Below are 18,383 nucleotides of genomic sequence, written 5' to 3' on the forward strand. Positions count from 1 at the left end.
ACATTTAATGATATTTAACATCTTGATTTCAATGCAATTATAAGGTATCATTATAAATAATTAATGTTTTTAAACAGCATTTTTATGACCATTTAAAAAAATAAATAGATAGGAAATTACAAAGATGAAAAACAAACAAGAAACTATAATTTCATTTAATGATGTTATCGTAAAAACCAATACAAGAGGTAAAACATTAAACGTAATTAAAAATATTTCATTCGATGTTTATGCAAATGAAATATTAGCTATTGTTGGAAAGTCAAATACAGGTAAAACTGTATTGACAAAAGTTTTAAGTAATTCACTAAATCAAAACTCTTATGTTTCAAACGGGACTATTATGTACTATCCAACAAAAGCAACTATTGATGAAGGCAAAGACCACATATTATCTCCAATTGATTTAGTGAGTTATCAAAAAAGTAACTTATCTAATGTAACAAAAAATATCATTACTCTTACAAATAAAACAATAATTGATAAAGCGGTTATTAAAATTTACAAATTGAGACAAGAAATATCAAAAATACAACAAGAAGAAGCACATAGACAAACTGTAATGTTTAAATCTATTTTAGATAAAACAGTCAGAATGTCTCAATATGAAAAAACTCAGCTACACTCATCAACTTATTTAAAAGACAAGAATGAGTCAATTAATAACAACACATCTCCATCAATGCCTCTCATCAATAAGCTATTAAAAAGAATTCAAAAACATGAAAATGCAATTGATAAATCATTTTTAATTCTTGCAAATACAATAGACCAAAAAGAAGAAATAGTGCATTATAAAGTTATAGAATATCATAAAAATGAAATTAAAAATATTAAATCAGCAATTTCTCAAATTCAAATTAGTGTAGCAAAAACAAATTATACATTTATGAAATCGTTAAAAAGTGATATTAAGTTTTTATTAAATAATGAAGAATTTTTAAACGTTGAGACAAGGAAAGCTTCTTTAAGAAAAATGAAGTACTACAACCAAATTTTAAAATTGGATCAAAATGAAGTGATTTTATTAAAAATGAAGTTAATAGATGATCAATTAGAAATTATTAGAAGAGCTAATTATGAACTTTCAAATTTCAAAAAGTTAAGTGATGGTTCTATTGAAAACCTTTCTTTATTAATGCAAGATATTCAAATAAATAAAGATTCTATTAAAATGGTTGAAAAAAGTTTAATAGAAGACGGATTAGAATATTTGGGAAAAAAAGAATTTTTAACAGATTTTGAAAACAACTTAATTAATTTAGTTTCAAAAATACTAGTTGAAAAAAAAGTTTCAAAAGAAGAAATTAATAAAGTTCTGGCACAATGAAACTTTCAAAAACATAAACCTTCTAAAAATAGGTCAGAGTCACAAAAAGATTTAAAATTTGTTAACGAAGAGGTTATAAGCACAATTTTTGAAAGCATAAACCAATCTTTAAAACCAGATGTTAAGATAGGACATCAAATTTCTGATATTATTGCTTCAACAAAAAGACTTTCAAAATCTGAAGCTCACTTAAAAGCTTTGGAGTTATTACATAGGTTAGGTCTTGTCAATGCTGAAGAAATATTTAATATGCTGCCATCACAATGCTCTGACACTATTAATCAATTAGTCGTAATTGCAAAATCAGTTTCATCTTCTCCAAAAGTTTTAGTTTGAGATGAAACAGCAAATTTACTTGGATCAAACATTAAAAATCAGCTATTAAAATTAATTATAGAACTTAAAGAAGAACTGAATTTGACTGTGATTTTATTTACACAGTCGTTTGAAATTCCTTCAAAAATAGCTGATAGAATAGCTGTTATTCATGATGGTGAAATTGTTGAGTATGGAAATACTAAAGAAATTATTAATAATGCAATTCACCCAGAATCGATTGCATTAAAATTAAATATAAAAGAAATATTTCAAGAAGAAAATCATGATAATATTTCAGACAATTTATTTAATAATTTTAATGAAAAATTATTAAGAAAAAATTATGCTGAAAAAAAATATGAGTTAGTTCCTAACAAGTTTTCTAAAATAACAAAATCACATTTTGTAAAAGAAGAATTTAAAATTAAAGCAAGAAGAGGTAAAAAATAATGCCAAAATTAGTTAACGAATTACCAATTTTGAAAGTTAGAAATTTAATTACTACTTCTCTAAAAGAATCAAACCAAATCAAAAATATTTCATTTGAAATAAATGAAGGTGAAACATTTGCAATATTAGGTGAAATGCATTCAGGTAAATCTAACTTAGTCAATTCTATTTTAGGTAACGCTGCAATTCAATCTGGTTCAGTTTACTTTCAAGAAACATTAGCCTTAGGTGAAAAACCCAATTTATACATTTGAAATAAAAAAGTTTTAGAAATTCAAAAAGATTTTAAAACAGTTCTTAATGATATTGAAAAATCTTTAAATTCATACAGTGATGAATTAGAAGAATCATATTTTAAATTTGTTGAGAACAAATACTTTGATGTTAAGTCTAAACAGTCATTAAGTTATCCAGACAAAAAAAACTTTAAAATTTCAGAAGGTGAAAACATTAAAGATTATGATGTTATATCAGATAAAAAAGATATTAAACTTACTAATATAGAAACCTTATTAGATGATGGTATTGAATTAATATACCAAAACATTTCGGGTTATAATAAACAAAAAACATTTTTACAAGAATTAAAAAACGATAACATTGGTGAAGATGGATTGCTGCAAAAAATGTTAGAAACTATTATCAAATGTGAAAAAAAAGTTCACTTTATCCTTTCAAATTTGATAGATATTTTGAAAAAAATATCTATTATTGAAGAAATTAGAAATTTAGTTCAGGCTAGAGAGTATACTTCAATATCAAAATTCTATAAGGATTTAACATCAGTTTTGAAAAAAGTTGAAAAAAATGTGACTAAAATTAATGAAACTATTATTGAAATTGATGAGAATCAAATTCTTTTATCAGCCTCATTATCTCGTGGTGGTGAAAGAAAAAAATGAGAAGCTTGGTTAGATGAAAAAATTGATTCTTCTATTGATGAAGATGAACTTTACAATCTTGTCATTATAAAACAATTACTAAATTTTCCAAGCATACAAGAAATTATTAGTAAAAATCCAAAATATCAAACACCAAACTATTCTGAATTAAAAGAATTGAAAAAAATGATTAATATTATTAATCAAGACTCAACAAAGTTGCTTTCTGAAAGAATAACTGTTGGGGAATTATTAAACGAGTATATTGACCTTAATAAATCAATTTTAAAAAATGAAATTATTATTAAAGATTATAAAGATTACATGATAAGTCAAGATGATTCTTTTGATTCTCATTTTAATTCAAAAAAACCATCACGAAAAAAAGTCAAATTGCTTATTATTGAGTCAATTTTAAAAGCAGTAGGTTTAGGAAATGATTATTTAAAAGTTTTTCTTACTGAATTATCTATTTCAGAAAAGCAGTTGTTAATTATAGCAATTTCAGCAATTGTACCAAATAAAATCATTAGTTTGGACGAATCATTTTCACACCTTGATACTTTTTCTAAAGTTAAAGCAATTAAACTATTGAAAACAATAAAATCAAAATTTAATTCGACTTTCATAATTGCTGAAACTGATTTAAACGTGGTTGAGTTATGAGCTGATACTGTAGCAATCATTTTTAATGGTAAGCTTTTGGAATTAGGCCCTAAAGAAGAAATCTTTAATGATCCGAAACACCCTTACACAAAAACACTTATTTCTTCAACAATATCTGTTGAAAGTGAAGATGCTTTGAATGAATTAATATATAATCCATGGTCAGAACATCATGATTATAATATTGATTTACCAAAATGAACAGAAGTATCTAAAAAACATTTTGTCTATTTAAACAATAGAGAAATAAATCATTTAAAGAAAAAATAATTACAAACTAGTCTTTATGCTAGTTTTTATTTGTGAAAAATATCAATTTTGGTATAATATAGGAAATTGAAAAGGAACTTATGCCCAAAACTTTAAAAGAAGAAGAAATTTTAGCTAATCATAATTGAAATGAAGATAGAACATCGGCTTTCATAACAACAAAAACAAAAAGAAGAAATGATTCTATTTCTTGGGTTGTTACAGGATTTACTGTTCTTTTTTTCTCAGTTATAAGTTTCACAAGATTAACTGTTATAGGCCAGTTTTTTGATGACATTATTTTTAATTTTTTATTTGGTTGATTTAAATATTTTGTTTATTTATTGTTGTTTTTTGTAGATATATGTATTTTTACAGGAATAAGATTTAAATTTAAAAAAAGATTTATTTTTATGTTGTTTTTAAGTTTTGTTATTCTATGTTGATTGATAACACTCATTCTTTATTCATTTCAGTTATCGCAAAAACAAGATTTTAGTGGTTTGTGGCAAAAAGACATTTTTTCTTTAATGTTTATTAATTATTCTGAAAAATGATTTATTAACTCTATATTTTATCCTGGTAATTTTCATAATGCCTTACATTTATTGTTTAAACCAGAAATAAGAGGTTATTTTAATTTTGAAAGTGGTGGAGGAATAATTGGTGCTTTCTTAACTGGTGTTACAGCTTATACCTCAATTGTTGGTGCTTTTTCATTATGGTTTTTTGTTACTTATATTCATGCTTGTTGAGTTTTAACTGGCGATCCATTTTATTTATTCAAAGCAAAAAATAAAAGGAAGGGAAAATCACTTAGAATCCTTTCTTTAAATGCGAAAAGAAATCCAAATTTAAAACAAAGATTAAAAGAAGCTAAAAAATTAGAAGCTTCAAAAGTTCAGAATGAATTAACAAAAGAAGCAGGCGTTGAACCTTTAAAACCAATAAGTCGATGAGAAAGTATTAATGTTTTTGGACAAAATATAGACTTAGAAGAAGATATTAAAACTTCAGATTTAACAATTCAAATGCCTTCATATTTTAAAAATGAAGACAAAAAATTAGACGATTTAGAGGAAATAAATGAAATTGAACATTCATCAGTTAATTTAGAAACTGAAGAAATTTCACAACTTATCCAACCTCAATATAAGTTTATTTCAAGAAGACAAAGAACTGAACAAGAATTAGCTAGAAAAACAGTTTCACAAAAACCATCTGATTTTTCAATTAATGAACCAACTGCTAATTTGACTACTAGCAATGTTGATGAGTTTAAAACTATAACTATAGAATCTGCATTAGAAGAAAAAGAATCACTTCAAAAAATTAAAGAGGATGTAAAAGAACAAAATAGTATTAAAGAAAATTTGGTAAATAATGATGAAGGTGATGAAACTTTTTTAAATTCAATTTATGAAGAAAAATCACTAGTTGCACAAGATATAACTATTGACTTTTTTAAAGATGATATGCAAGAAATAAATAATGAAATTATTTTTAATGAAGTTGAACCTCAAATTATTACTCAAGAAGAAAACGTTTCAAACCCAACGATAGAAGAAAATTTAGTTATTTTAGAAACACAAACAGCAAAAGAGACAACATTATTACCACCAATAATCGAAGAAATGAAAATAGAAACCAAAAAAAATTACAAGTTACCACCAATTGATGTTTTGGTTCAAATTGAAAAAGATTATGACAAAGATAGAGCTAATAAAGAAAATGCTGCCCTTAAGGCTTTAGCAATTGATGAAACTTTTATTCAATTCAATGTCAATGCAAAAGTTGTAAACACAATTATTGGACCAAGTGTTATGAAATTTGAAATTCAAACTAAACCAGGAACTAAAGTTAACAGCGTTACAAGTTTGGAAAATGATTTAAAATTAGCACTTGCTACAAATAACATGCGTTTAGAAGCACCAATACCTGGAAAAACTTTAATTGGTATTGAAATTGCAAACTCATTTTCAGAAATGGTTTCAATGCGTGAAATAATAGAATCTATTCCTGAATCTAACAAAGATGACAAACTACTTTTTGTTCTTGGTAAAAATGTTTTAGGTCAGCCTTTAACAGCTCAATTAAATAAAATGCCACATTTATTAGTAGCTGGATCAACTGGTTCTGGTAAATCAGTTATGATAAATACTTTAATATGTTCAATTTTGTTAAGAGCAAAGCCAAATGAAGTGAAGTTTATTATGATTGACCCTAAAAAAGTTGAATTGTCAATTTACTCAAGAATACCTCATATGCTAAGTCCAGTAATTTCGGACATGAAACAAGCTGCTAATGCTCTAAAAATGGTTGTTTTAGAAATGGAAAGAAGATATGAATCTTTCATGAGTCTTGGAGTTAGAAACATAGATGGATACAACAAAAAAGTAAGCAACTCAAAAAAAATGCCATATCATGTAGTTATTATTGATGAACTTGCTGACTTAATGATGACAGGTGATAGAAAAGCTGTTGAAGAATCAATTATGAGAATTACACAAATGGCTAGAGCTGCTGGTATTCACTTAATAGTTGCAACTCAAAGACCATCAGTTGATGTTATCACAGGAACTATCAAAACAAATATACCTACAAGAATCGCTTTTGCAGTAACGACTGGAACTGACTCAAGAACAATTCTTGATGCAATTGGAGCCGAAAACTTGTTAGGTCGTGGTGACATGTTATTTATGCCACCTGGTGGTGGAGATTTAATGAGAGCACAAGGTGCATTTATGTCTGATGAAGAAATTGAGGAAATTGTTGATTTTACAATAGCTCAACAACAAACAGAATATGATGATAAATTTGATGGTGAAAACCTTTCTAATATGTCGACTAAGGATGAATTATTTGGTTTAGCTAAAGAATTTGCTCTTAATAAAGAAACTCTAACAACTTCTGAATTAAAAGGAAGATTTGGTATTGGTGATGCTAGAGCTGTTAACATAATGAGCCAACTAGAAGAAAGCGGAATTATAGGACCAAAAAATGGGGCTAAACCAAGAGAAGTTTTTAGAAAGTAATTTAAAGTGCTTCAGCACTTTTTATTTTATAAAGATATATAATATTAAAACATTAAGGAGGATTATGAATATTAAATCTATAATTAGTACACTTCCTAATCAACCCGGATGTTATTTGTATTATAATGAACATAATAATGTTATATATGTTGGTAAAGCAAAAAATTTAAAAAAAAGAGTTTCTTCATACTTTGATAGAGTTCATAATTTAAAAACAACAAAACTTGTGAGAGAAATTGTTGATATAAAGTATTTTGTTGTTTCTAATGAAAAAGAATCTTTAGTTTTAGAAGAAAATTTAATTAAAAAGTATAGACCAAAGTATAATGTGCTATTAAATGATGATAAGTCATATCCCTATATAACAATAACCAATGAAAAAGACCCGATGTATAAATATATTAGAAAAGTAGATAAAAAAGCTTTAAGAAGTTTTGGTCCATTGCCTATTGGTTCTAAAGCAAAAGATAGTTTAATAACATTACAAAGATTATTTCCTTTAAGAAGATGTAAAGGTAATTTAGGCAAACCATGTTTTCATTATTTTTTAAATCAGTGTAGCGGAGCTTGCTATAAAGAAGTAGATGAGCTTTTTTATAAAGAACAAATTAAAAAAGTGGATATGTTTTTTAAAGGCAATATTGGGGAAGTTAAAAATAATTTAACTGCTTTTATGAATAAAGCTTCTGAAAATCTTCAGTTTGAAGAAGCTCAAAGAATAAAAGAACAAATAGCAACATTAAGTTTTATGACAACCAAACAAAATGTTGAATTTCAAAATGATTTAAATATTGACGCTATAAGTTTTTTAATAGATGACGAAAAAATTGCTATATCTACTTTATTTTACAGATCAGGTCAACTTATTTTAAAAGATGAACATATTCAAACTTATTTAGAACAAGATGTCAATGATTTAATGCAACATTTTTTAAATCAAATATACAAAAAAAATATTATTCCTGATAAGTTAATTCTTTCAAATGAAATACAATTAATTAATTTATCAGATGATTTTAAGAAAATAGCTACTCACCCTATTACAAAAGATGAACTAAAGATGTTTGATATTTCATTTGAAAATGCAAAAGACATAATTAGAAGATCTCAAATATCAAAAACAATTAATATTGGAAATGAGCAAGAAATATTGTTGCAACTAGCCAATGTATCTAATACTGAAAAAGAGTTAAGAAGAATTGAAATGTTTGATATTTCAAATATAGCAAATGAATTTATAACAGGAAGTTGTGTTGTTTATATCAATGGACACCCAGTTAGAAATGAATTTAGAAAATACAACATTGATGCAAAATTCACATCTGATTATGACCGTTTAAAGCATATGCTTTACAGAAGATTTCAAAAGGCTTTATTGGAGAAAAGAGATTTACCAGACTTAATTATTATGGATGGTGGGATTATTCAAATTCATGCAGCAAAAGATATATTAAAAACCCTTGGTCTTGAGTTTATTAGTGTTATAGGATTAGTTAAAAATGAAAAACACAGAACCGAAAAACTTATTGATGTAAATGAGCAAGAAAAAGAAATAAAAGTTAATTTGAAATTATTTAATTGATTAAGTGCGATGCAAATAAGAGTAGATGAGTATGCTAAATCAGGATATAGAAAAAAACAAGCTGTATCACTTTTAAAAAATGACTTAATGAACATTGAAGGATTGGGAGAAAAAAGAATTCAAATTTTATTTAAAAAGTACAATACAATTAATGAAATAAAACAAACCAAAGATGAAGAGTTAATAAATTTATTAAAAAATAAAAAAGCATTTATTAATCTTAAAAAATATTTAGATGATTACAAGTAATACTTTTCAGTGAAAATAATTATATAATTAAAAAGTTAAAAACAGGAGACAAAAAATGGCAAAAGAAATTTTATTAACTCACCAAGGTATTGAAGAAGCAAAAATTGAATTAAAATACTTATTAGATGAAGTTAGACCCAAAGTTATTGAAGAATTAGTTGAAGCAAGAAATCAAGGTGATTTAAGCGAAAATGCTGATTATGATGCAGCTAGAAAAAGACAAGCTGAAGTTGAAGCAAGAATTAAAGAACTAGAAAACATGATAGATAAAGCAATTATCATTGAAGATGTTGAAACTGATAATGTTCAGTTAGGTTCAAAAGTTGAACTGCAAATGCTAAACACAAAAGAAAAATTAGGCGTAAAAATAGTGGGTTCTACAGAAGCAGATCCTTTCAAAGGTTACATTTCTAATGAATCTCCCATTGCAAAAGCTATTTGAAATAAAAAAGTTGGTGACATAGTAGATGTTAAATCTGTTGATAAGCCATACTCAGTTAAAATTTTAGATATTAAATAATTAGATTACCCATAAGGGTAATTTTATTTATAAGGAGAGTTATGAATATTCAAAAAACTTTTAAAAATGATAAGCCAACAGTTTATTTAATAGGAACACCTATTGGTAATCTTGATGATATTAGTTTAAGAGCGTTAGACACTTTAAAACATGTTTCGTATATTTTTTGTGAAGATACTAGAACTAGTAGCACATTTTTAAAAAAACACAAAATTTCTAAACCTTTGATATCTTTGCATAAGTTTAATGAAAAAGAAAGAATAAAAAGCATCGAAGATATTTTAAGAATAGGTGAAAGTATAGCCATTATTAGTGATGCTGGTTGTCCAACAATAAGTGATCCAGGAGCTTTAGTTGTACAAGAATTATTAGCGAAAGACATTTGCAATATTACAAGTGTTAATGTTGGCCCTGCTTACATGCACGCAATTGTAGCAAGTGGTTTTGTAAATAATACCAATTACTTCTATGGTTTTATAGTTAATAAATCTAAAACTTCAAAGCTTAATGAATTAAAAAAAATATTAGAACATTACACTGAAACAATAATTAGTTTTTATGAATCTGTTCATAGAATAAAAGACACAATAAATGCACTGTCGCAGTTGGTTGAAAGTGATAGTCAAATTTTAATAGCTAGAGAGTTGACAAAAATAAACGAAGAATTTATTCGTGGTACTGTTGTTGAAATAAATGAGTTTATTCAATCTGAAAGTTTTGTTGAAAAAGGGGAATTTGTTATTGTTTTAAATAATAAAAAAATAGTTGAAACAACAATGTCAGTTGAACAAATATTATTCAATGTTAATCTTTTACTTCAACAAGGAAATAAACTAAAAGATGCTTGTCAAGTAGTTTCTAATCAAGCTAATTTAACTAAAAATGAAATATATAGTATTTATATAAAAAACAATTAGTACTTTTTTATTTGCAAATTATATATTGATTAAGTATAATAAGAAAGTATCTTTTATGGCGCCGGTGGTGAAGTGGTTAACACATCAGGTTGTGGTCCTGACATTCGCGGGTTCAATTCCCGTTCGGCGCCCCATTTATAAAAAATAAGGCATGATTAAATCATGCTTTTTTATTTTAAATTATAAAGCCCACTGGAAAGAACAAAAACATTTGAATAACCCATTTTTTGATACTCTTTTGCAGTTAAACTACTTCGTTGTCCATAGTTACAAATAAAAATCAATTTTGAATTCTTGTCTGGAAAAGTTTTTGAAGCACTATTTATTACTTTGGGGTATGGTATGTTTATAGCACTATTAAAATAAAGCCCTGTTATTGTATCTTCACCTTGGGTTCTAACATCAACAACTGTGTATCCTTCTTTGACCAACGCATAAAACTCTTTGTTATTAATTGCAATACTTTTCATACATTATCCTATCTATAAATTATTATGATACTTATAAATAAAAAATGATATAAAATTAAATAAAAAGAAGCGAGGTTTTTATGAAAAATATTTATATTTCAAATGATCATACAGCAGTTGAAATGAAATTAGCAATTAAAAAACATTTAGAATCACAAGGATATAAGGTTAAGGATTTAGGTAATAACGATGGTCAATCATGTAATTATGCTGATAATGGAGTTAAGTTAGCTCAGGCAGTTGTTAAAGATGCAAATAGTTATGGGATTGCTTTATGCGGAACTGGCATTGGTATTAGTATCGCAGCTAATAAGGTTAAGGGTGCAAGAGCTGGTTTAGTTTATGAAGTTCAAACAGCAGAATTAATAAGGTTACATAATGACGCTAATATTTTAGCAACAGGAGCAAGGTTAATAGCAATTGACAAAGCAATTTTAATTGTTGACACATTTTTAAATTCTAAATTTGAAGGTGGGAGACATCAAGAAAGAGTGGATATATTAAATGAAAAAAATTAATGAAAATATATTAAAATCTTTGAATAATGAGTTAAAAAGACAACAAAATCATATCGAGCTAATTGCTAGTGAAAATTATGTTAGTGAAGCTGTTTTAACTTTATCAGGAAGTATTTTAACTAATAAATATGCTGAAGGTTATCCAGGAAAAAGGTATTATGGAGGCTGTGAGTTTATTGATGAAATTGAAAATTTAGGAATTGAACTTGCTAAGAAAATATTTAAAGCAGATCATGCAAATTTACAACCACATTCAGGAAGTCAAGCTAATGAAGGTGTATATAGAGCCCTTTTAGAACATGGTGATAAAATTGTAGCTATGAGTCTAGATGCTGGTGGACACTTAACTCATGGATATCCAATTAACTTTTCAGGGAAACATTATGATTTCAAACATTATGGAGTTAATAAAGACACTGAAGAAATTGATTTTGATGAAGTTAGAAAAATTGTTTTACAACACAAACCAAAACTTATTGTAGCTGGGGCTAGTGCTTATTCTAAAATTATTGATTTTAAAAAATTTAAAGAAATAGCTGATGAGGTTGAAGCTTTATTAATGGTTGATATGGCTCATATAGCTGGTTTGGTTGCTGGTGGAGCTCACCCTAACCCAATGGAATATGCTGATGTAGTTACAACAACAACTCATAAAACTTTAAGAGGTGCTAGAGGTGGAATGATTCTTTGTAAAAAATCTTTAGCTAAAAAAATTGATGCAGCTATATTTCCAGGAATTCAAGGTGGACCATTAGAAAATCAAATTGCAGGTAAAGTTCAAGCATTATATGAAGCTGATTCACAAGAATTTAAAGATTATGCAAAACAAATAGTTGTTAATGCACAGGCGTTTGCTAAAGCTTTACAAAACGAAGGAATAAGACTTGTGGCTAATGGAACTGACAATCATTTAATTACAATTGATGTTAAATCAGGATTTGGGGTTACAGGAAAAGATGCTGAAAAAATACTAGAAAAAATAGGGATTGTAACAAATAAAAATATGATTCCATTTGATGATGAAAAACCTTTTATCACAAGCGGTGTCAGAGTAGGAACACCAGCCATGACAACAAGAGGTTTTAAAGAAGCAGAGTTTGTTAAGGTAGCCTCAATTATTTCAAGATCATTAAAAAATCAATCTGAAGCAAATTTACTAGCACTTTCAAAAGAAGTATCAGATTTATGCGAAAAGTTTCCTATTTATAAAAATATTAAATATTAAATTTTAAACACAAAAATGTTTTAGCATTTATAATTATAAATAATTTAAGAAGGTTAGAGGAAAAAAATGGCATTTACAGAACTGAAACACCCGTTAATTATTGATAAATTAACAAGAATGAGAAAAATTGAAACTTCATCAAAAGATTTTAGACAAAATTTAAACGAAATTGCACAACTAATGGTTTATGAAATTTTTAGAGATATTAAATTAGTACCTATACAAATTCAAACGCCAATGGTTGAAACAACAGGTTATACTGTAGATAAACCTATTGTACTAGTGCCCATACTTAGAGCTGGAATTGGAATGTTAGATGGTATTCAAACTTTAATTCCAACTGCTAAAGTTGCTCATATAGGTTTGTACAGAGATGAAGAAACTTTAGAAATTCATCAATATTTTGCAAAAAAGACAGAAAATATTCAAGATAGTTATGTAATTATAGTAGATCCAATGTTAGCAACTGGTGGAAGTGCTATTAAAGCGATAGATATTGTTAAATCTTGAGGGGTAAAAGAAATTAAGTTTGTGTGCTTAGTGGCTGTTGAATATGGTATTGACAGAGTGTTAGAAAAACACGCTGATGTAGAAATTTATGCAGCATCAAAAGATAAAGAACTTAATGAAAAAGGTTATATAGTTCCAGGTCTTGGAGATGCTGGTGATAGAATATTTGGGACAAAATAAAATTCCAACAAAAAATCTTTAAATAGATTTTTTTATTTTTCCCTTTTTTATTGTCTCATTTATATAGTAAGAGTAAAATATTATATAACGTGGTAGTAGGAAGGTCGCTATTTATTAAATGGAGTTAAAAAATAATTTTAAAAAGAATTGATTTTTAAACAATAAAATTTTATTGGGGCTATTAACTTATATAGTTTGCAGTAGTATGGTTCTTTTTATACTATGAGTAGCAAATGTTTTAAGTTATTCATGGTTATTAGGTTTGTTGTTATCTTTTACATCTGTGTTACTTGTTTTATGAATTGCTAAAAAATCATTTAATGTTATTGTAAGAACAGAAAATCACTTTTTATTTTATTTTTTATTTTTATTGAAAGTAGGAATTTATGCTACCCCGTTATTTATTGCTTTTTTAAATGTGAATTATATTTTTCACATAAATGGAGTTATGATCGGTTTTATTTCTTTGATATTTATCCCTTTCATTAATTTGCAAGTCAATAATAATTCAACAAATAAGGAGGTGTAGTTTTGTCAGAACTATTAGAAGGTTGAAAAGAATTTACTTCTCAGTTCACTGCCATATTTTTAACAACAATTGTTATATGTGCTATTTGTATTACATATAATGTTAAAGTTAAAGGTAAAAATAAATCAGATGAAATTTCAGGATATGTTATGATAGTTGATATGATTGTTTCTTCGACTGAAAATTTAGTTGTTTCAATAATGGGAAAAAAATATAGGTCTATAACCCCATACTTTTTATATATATTTTTTTATATATTTATAGGTTCGATGATTTCTTTGTTAGGTTTTGAATCGCCAACCACGTCATTAACTATTACATTTTCAATGGCTTTAGTTACATTTGTGATGATCTATTATTTTGGTATAAAATATCAAAGAGCAGCTTTTTTTAAAAAGTTTAAAAACCCATTAGAATTATTTACACAGTTTACACCTTTATTATCAATGTCATTTCGTCTTTTTGGTAATATTCTTGGTGGTTCAATTATTTTAGGATTAGTTTACGCGCTATTTATAGGTTTCCAAAGTAGTTGAAGTGGCGAAAGAATTGGTGGACATTGACCATCATTTGGAATATGAAATGTAGCACCAAATAGTGATTATTGAACATATCAATATAAGTATTGATGATCAGGGATAAATATTTTTACAAGTGTTATTACACCATTCCTTCATTTCTACTTTGATATATTTGATTCGATTATTCAATCAGTGGTGTTTATAATGTTAACTTTATCTTATTGAGCAGAAGCTATGAGTGAAGAAGAACAAGAATTGAAAAGTAAAAACCCGCATAGGGAAAAAAGAAAATTTTTGATTGCAGAAATTAAAAAAATTAAGAAAAATAAACAAAAAATTAAAGGAGAAAAATGTTAAATTCATTTTATGTAACAAACGTTTTAACAGCATATGTATCTGTTATGACACAAATTTTACCAATAATACTAGCTGAAACAGTTAATATTGGTGATGGTCTAAAATACTTAGGAGCCGGAGTTGCTATTGTGGGTGTAATTGGTGCTGGTATAGGTCAAGGTGCTATTGGGCAAGGTGCTTGTATGGCTATTGGAAGAAATCCAGAAATGGCTCCAAAAATTACTTCAACAATGATTATTGCTTGTGGTATCGCAGAGTCAGGTGCTATTTACGCATTAGTTATAGCGATTTTATTAATATTTGTTGCTTAGTTTAAGCAAATAGAAAGAAGGTCTTGAGAATAATGTTTATAGCAAATTCAGGGACTGCAGGAGTTCCAGATATAATTACTTCTTTATTTCCTAATCTTCCTAATTTTATTGCTCATGTGATAGCAACTATAGTTTTAGTTGCTGTTATTTCTAAATTAATTTATAAACCTTTTAGAAAGGTAATAAAAGAAAGAAGAGCAAAAATTAATGAACTTTTAGCTGAAGCTGTTTATAAACAAACAGAAGCTAATGTTAATGCTAAAAAAAGTGAAGAAATTTTAGAAAACTCTAAAAAAGAATCTTCTTTAATTATTCAAGCATCTAAAATTGATGCTGATGTTCAAAAAACGCAAATTATTCAAAATGCTCATAATCAAGCAGAAATAATTAAATTACAAGCTAACAAAGATATTGATCAAAAAAAATCTCAAATTGAATCAGAATTAAGAAACACAATTGTTGAAGTTGCTTTTAATGCAGCGGAGCAAATTTTAAAAAAAGAAATTTCAAAAGATAGCAACAAAAAAATGATTGATGAATTCATTGAAGGGTTAGACAATTAATTATGGTTTTAAAAGAAAGCGTAATTGATAATTGAGCTTCAGCTTTAACTAAAATTGCAATAAAAGAAAATAAAGTTAATCTTTTTATTGAACAATCAAATGTATTGGTAGAAGTTTTAAAAAATAAAGATGATTTTTTTAAAATACTTACTTTTAAAACTTCGCATGATGAAGTTAAAAGAATAAATATTATTGAAGAAACTTTTGCTCAGTTTGATATAGATGAAGATATTTTAAATTCTTTTAAAATTCTTGTAAAATTGCAAGCCTTTTCAAGTGTTAGACAAATCTTAAAAAAATTAAGAAACAACTTATCAAGTCATAACAATATTGTTTTTGGGGTTATTTGATCAACAGAAAAAGTTATAGAAACACAAATTAAAATTATCGAAGAAAAAGTTTCAAAAAAATTAAATAAAAAAGTGAAACTAATTAATAAAATAGATGAAAAGCTGATTGGTGGAATTCAAGTTATTGTTCATCACAAAGTATTTGACGGTTCTGTTAAAGGTAAATTAGATGAAATGAAATATAAAGTATTGAAGAATGAAATGGAGGTAAATTAATGGCACTTAATATTAAAGAAATTTCTGAAGTTATTGAAAAACAAATCAAAAACTATGGAAAAGAAATTGTTGAAACTGAACAAGGTAGTGTTGTTACAATAGGAGATGGTGTATCTTTAATATACGGACTTGATAAAGCTTTGATGGGTGAACTTATTATTTTCCCAAATGATGTTTATGGAATGGTTTTAAACTTAGAAGAAGGTGCTGTTGGTGCTGTTATTCTGGGTGATTACAAGAAAATCAAAGAAGGTGACATTGTAAAAAGAACTGGTAAAGTGGTTCAAACACCAGTTGGTGATGCTATGATTGGAAGAGTTATTAATTCTTTAGGTGAACCAATTGATAATAATGGGATTATTAAAACAAATAAATCTAAACCAGTTGAGAGAATTGCAACTGGAGTTATGGCTCGTAAATCTGTAAATCAACCTTTAGAAACAGGAATTCTTGCTATTGATGCTTCTATTCCAATTGGTAAAGGTCAACGTGAATTAATTATTGGGGATAGACAAACAGGAAAAACAACTGTTGCTATTGATGCAATCATCAATCAAAAAGGCAAAAATGTTAAATGTGTTTATGTGTCTATTGGGCAAAAAGATTCCACTATTGTACAAATAGTCGAAAAACTTAAAAAACATGGTGCAATGGATTATACTGTTGTTGTTAATGCTGGTGCTTCAGATTCAGCACCGCTACAATATTTAGCTCCTTATACTGGAGTTACTATTGCAGAAGAATGAATGGAAAATGGACAAGATGTTCTTATAGTTTATGATGATCTTTCAAAACATGCTGTTGCTTATAGAGAAATGTCACTTTTATTAAGAAGACCACCAGGAAGAGAAGCTTATCCTGGAGATGTATTTTATTTACACTCAAGATTATTAGAAAGAGCTGCAAGAGTAAATGAAAAATTTGGTGGTGGTTCAATTACTGCACTACCAATCATTGAAACTCAAGCATCAGATATTTCAGCATATATTCCAACTAATGTTATTTCAATTACAGATGGACAAATATTTTTGTCAAGTGATTTATTTATGGCAGGTGTTAGACCAGCTGTTAATATTGGCCCATCTGTGTCGAGAGTTGGTTCTTCAGCTCAAATAAAAGCAATGAGACAAGTATCGGGGACTTTAAAATTAGAGTTAGCTCAATACTATGAACTTGAAGCTTTTGCTAAGTTTGGTTCTGATTTGGATGAAGCTACTAGAATAACATTAGACCATGGAACACGAATTGTTAAAATGTTAATTCAAAAACAAAGTTCACCAATCGATCAAATTGACCAAGCCATAATTTTATTGGCTATTAAAGAGCATTTAATTAAATGAATTCCCTTAGAGAATATAAGAGATTTTAAAGACAGTATAATTACTTATTTTTCTAATGATAAAAAAGCATTTAAACTTAGATCTCAATTGCATGAAAATCAAGAGTGAAGTCAAGAACTAGAACATGCTGTTAAGGAAGAATTGCAATCATTAATCATTAAATTTACAGCAAAACTAACAAATTATAATCATTTAATGTTTGGTAGTGATGAAGAATTTAAAGGGATGAAAAAATAATGCCAAATCTTAGTGCTTTAAAAAACGACATATTAAGTATTAAAAATACAGGTAAAATCACAAATGCAATGCAACTAGTAGCATCAGCTAAATTAAGAAAAATTGGCAAAAAAGTTTTAGATGTTCAAGAATATATGGATGATGTATATCGTGTTTTTAGTGATATAATTTCTAATTCTTCAACTGAATCTAAATTCTTAAAAAATGAAGAAATAGAAATTAAAAAAACCTTATGAGTAGTTATTAACTCAAATTTAGGTTTGTGTGGTGGTTACAATAATAATGTTAACAAATTGGTTATCAATGGTTTTAAACCTGAAGATGAAGTTTACACTATTGGAACAAAAGCTATATCAACTTATTCATCAAGAAAAATGAAAATTAAAAAATCTATCACAAATGTCGATATTGATTTTACAAATAGTCAAGCTAAAGAAATTGGTAATGATATATTAGCTTATTATTCTTCTGGTGAATTTAATGATGTTTGTATTGTTTATACAAAATTTATTAATAATGTCACTTTTGAACCAAGAATTTTAAAAATTTTTCCAATTATAAAATCAAAAGTGATTCAAACAGAGAGCAAAAAAGTTAATTACACTTTTGAACCATCTGCTGGTGAAGTTTTTGACAGTGCGGTAAATATATATTTAAGCACAATGGTTTATGGATGCATAATTGAATCACAAGTTAGCGAACAAGCAAGTAGAAGAGTTTCAATGGAAAACGCAACAAATAATGGAAAAGAATTATCATTTAATTTAAGTATCAAATATAACAGAGAAAGACAAGCATCAATTACTCAAGAAATTTCTGAAATAGTTTCTGGAGCAAGTGCTTTACAAGATTAGGAGAA

At 27.0% G+C, this 18,383-nt stretch carries 17 protein-coding genes and 1 tRNA gene; 17 read left to right on the top strand and 1 reads right to left on the bottom strand.

What is annotated here, in order from left to right:
* Positions 1–124: 124 nt before the first annotated feature.
* The 7 genes from EELLY_RS02825 (at position 125) to EELLY_RS02855 (ending at position 10,331) form a co-directional block, all read left to right on the top strand.
* Positions 125–2,098 (top strand): ATP-binding cassette domain-containing protein, encoded by a 1,974-nt coding sequence (locus EELLY_RS02825; RefSeq protein ID WP_104205957.1) that lies wholly within the window; start codon positions 125–127, stop codon positions 2,096–2,098.
* A complete protein-coding gene (locus EELLY_RS02830) occupies positions 2,098–3,915 on the top strand; it encodes an ATP-binding cassette domain-containing protein (RefSeq protein WP_104205958.1) in 1,818 nt (605 codons plus the stop codon). Before EELLY_RS02825 ends, EELLY_RS02830 begins: the two co-directional genes overlap by 1 nt.
* An 80-nt stretch (positions 3,916–3,995) precedes the next feature.
* On the top strand, positions 3,996–6,929 hold the full coding sequence (locus EELLY_RS02835) for a DNA translocase FtsK (RefSeq protein ID WP_104205959.1): 2,934 nt from the start codon (positions 3,996–3,998) through the stop codon (positions 6,927–6,929).
* Between the two features lie 64 nt (positions 6,930–6,993).
* Positions 6,994–8,760, top strand: a complete 1,767-nt coding sequence (gene uvrC / locus EELLY_RS02840) for an excinuclease ABC subunit UvrC (protein WP_104205960.1) — start codon at positions 6,994–6,996, stop codon at positions 8,758–8,760.
* 55 nt (positions 8,761–8,815) lie between these two features.
* Positions 8,816–9,280, top strand: a complete 465-nt coding sequence (gene greA, locus EELLY_RS02845; RefSeq protein WP_104205961.1) for a transcription elongation factor GreA — start codon at positions 8,816–8,818, stop codon at positions 9,278–9,280.
* 41 nt (positions 9,281–9,321) lie between these two features.
* Positions 9,322–10,197, top strand: a complete 876-nt coding sequence (rsmI, locus tag EELLY_RS02850) for a 16S rRNA (cytidine(1402)-2'-O)-methyltransferase (protein WP_104205962.1) — start codon at positions 9,322–9,324, stop codon at positions 10,195–10,197.
* Positions 10,198–10,255: 58 nt separating this feature from the next.
* Positions 10,256–10,331 (top strand) — tRNA-His (locus EELLY_RS02855).
* A 36-nt stretch (positions 10,332–10,367) separates the two neighbouring features.
* On the opposite strand, the gene EELLY_RS02860 is transcribed toward EELLY_RS02855, so the two are convergent.
* On the bottom strand, positions 10,368–10,667 hold the full coding sequence (locus EELLY_RS02860; protein WP_104205963.1) for a rhodanese-like domain-containing protein: 300 nt from the start codon (positions 10,665–10,667) through the stop codon (positions 10,368–10,370).
* Positions 10,668–10,747: 80 nt separating this feature from the next.
* Here EELLY_RS02860 and rpiB point away from each other — a divergent pair, with 80 nt between their 5' ends.
* The 10 genes from rpiB (at position 10,748) to atpG (ending at position 18,378) form a co-directional block, all read left to right on the top strand.
* A complete protein-coding gene (gene rpiB, locus EELLY_RS02865; RefSeq protein WP_104205964.1) occupies positions 10,748–11,185 on the top strand; it encodes a ribose 5-phosphate isomerase B in 438 nt (145 codons plus the stop codon).
* Positions 11,172–12,410, top strand: coding sequence for a serine hydroxymethyltransferase (gene glyA / locus EELLY_RS02870; protein WP_104205965.1), 1,239 nt, complete (start codon positions 11,172–11,174; stop codon positions 12,408–12,410). Before rpiB ends, glyA begins: the two co-directional genes overlap by 14 nt.
* Before the next feature lie 66 nt (positions 12,411–12,476).
* A complete protein-coding gene (gene upp / locus EELLY_RS02875; RefSeq protein ID WP_104205966.1) occupies positions 12,477–13,100 on the top strand; it encodes a uracil phosphoribosyltransferase in 624 nt (207 codons plus the stop codon).
* 118 nt (positions 13,101–13,218) lie between these two features.
* Complete coding sequence (locus tag EELLY_RS04415) at positions 13,219–13,629, top strand: MG406 family protein (RefSeq protein WP_104205967.1); 411 nt, start codon at positions 13,219–13,221, stop codon at positions 13,627–13,629.
* A 2-nt stretch (positions 13,630–13,631) separates the two neighbouring features.
* Complete coding sequence (locus tag EELLY_RS02885; protein ID WP_104205968.1) at positions 13,632–14,507, top strand: F0F1 ATP synthase subunit A; 876 nt, start codon at positions 13,632–13,634, stop codon at positions 14,505–14,507.
* Positions 14,501–14,818 (top strand): ATP synthase F0 subunit C, encoded by a 318-nt coding sequence (atpE, locus tag EELLY_RS02890; protein ID WP_104205969.1) that lies wholly within the window; start codon positions 14,501–14,503, stop codon positions 14,816–14,818. Before EELLY_RS02885 ends, atpE begins: the two co-directional genes overlap by 7 nt.
* Positions 14,819–14,850: 32 nt before the next feature.
* On the top strand, positions 14,851–15,381 hold the full coding sequence (gene atpF, locus EELLY_RS02895; RefSeq protein WP_181021050.1) for a F0F1 ATP synthase subunit B: 531 nt from the start codon (positions 14,851–14,853) through the stop codon (positions 15,379–15,381).
* 2 nt (positions 15,382–15,383) lie between these two features.
* Entirely contained in the window at positions 15,384–15,947 is a 564-nt protein-coding gene (locus EELLY_RS02900; RefSeq protein WP_104205970.1) for a F0F1 ATP synthase subunit delta, read from the top strand.
* Positions 15,947–17,524, top strand: coding sequence for a F0F1 ATP synthase subunit alpha (gene atpA / locus EELLY_RS02905; RefSeq protein WP_104205971.1), 1,578 nt, complete (start codon positions 15,947–15,949; stop codon positions 17,522–17,524). Before EELLY_RS02900 ends, atpA begins: the two co-directional genes overlap by 1 nt.
* A complete protein-coding gene (gene atpG / locus EELLY_RS02910) occupies positions 17,524–18,378 on the top strand; it encodes an ATP synthase F1 subunit gamma (RefSeq protein ID WP_104205972.1) in 855 nt (284 codons plus the stop codon). Before atpA ends, atpG begins: the two co-directional genes overlap by 1 nt.
* Positions 18,379–18,383 lie beyond the last annotated feature (5 nt).

This window comes from Entomoplasma ellychniae, from assembly GCF_002930155.1.
In the GTDB taxonomy this organism is placed as follows: domain Bacteria; phylum Bacillota_I; class Bacilli_A; order Mycoplasmatales; family Mycoplasmataceae; genus Entomoplasma; species Entomoplasma ellychniae.